Here is a 680-nt window from a genome sequence, read left to right as displayed (position 1 = left end):
GGGTGGCTGGTCGTTGTTTGAGAACTGCACAGTGGACGCGAGCATCTGTGGCCAAGTTTTTAAGGGCGCACGGTGGATGCCTTGGTACCAGGAACCGATGAAGGACGTGGGAGGCCGCGATAGGCCCCGGGGAGCTGTCAACCGAGCTTTGATCCGGGGGTGTCCGAATGGGGAAACCCGGCAGTCGTCATGGGCTGTCACCCGCTGCTGAACACATAGGCAGTGTGGAGGGAACGAGGGGAAGTGAAACATCTCAGTACCCTCAGGAAGAGAAAACAATAGTGATTCCGGGAGTAGTGGCGAGCGAAACCGGATGAGGCCAAACTTGTAGCGTGTGATACCCGGCAGGGGTTGCGTTGCAGGGGTTGTGGGAGTTTTCTTGATCGGTCTGCCGGCCGGTCGGCGAGTCAGAAACCGTATGGGTAGGCGAAGGACATGCGAAAGGTCCGGCGTAGAGGGTAAGACCCCCGTAGCTGAAATCTGTACGGCTCGTTTGAGAACCACCCAAGTAGCACGGGGCCCGAGAAATCCCGTGTGAATCTGGCGGGACCACCCGCTAAGCCTAAATATTCCCTGGTGACCGATAGCGGATAGTACCGTGAGGGAATGGTGAAAAGTACCGCGGGAGCGGAGTGAAATAGTACCTGAAACCGTGTGCCTACAAGCCGTGGGAGCGTCGC

The 680-nt window shown here is 57.9% G+C and carries 1 rRNA gene; it reads left to right on the top strand.

The window, feature by feature from the left end:
* Positions 1–49 precede the first annotated feature (49 nt).
* A 23S ribosomal RNA gene (locus PV679_RS36055) occupies positions 50–680 on the top strand; the annotation flags it as partial.

The organism is Streptomyces sp. AK02-01A, from assembly GCF_033795305.1.
Classification (GTDB): domain Bacteria; phylum Actinomycetota; class Actinomycetes; order Streptomycetales; family Streptomycetaceae; genus Streptomyces.
The sequence above is the reverse complement of the archived record's forward strand: the minus strand, read 5'-3'. Positions and strand labels throughout refer to the sequence as shown.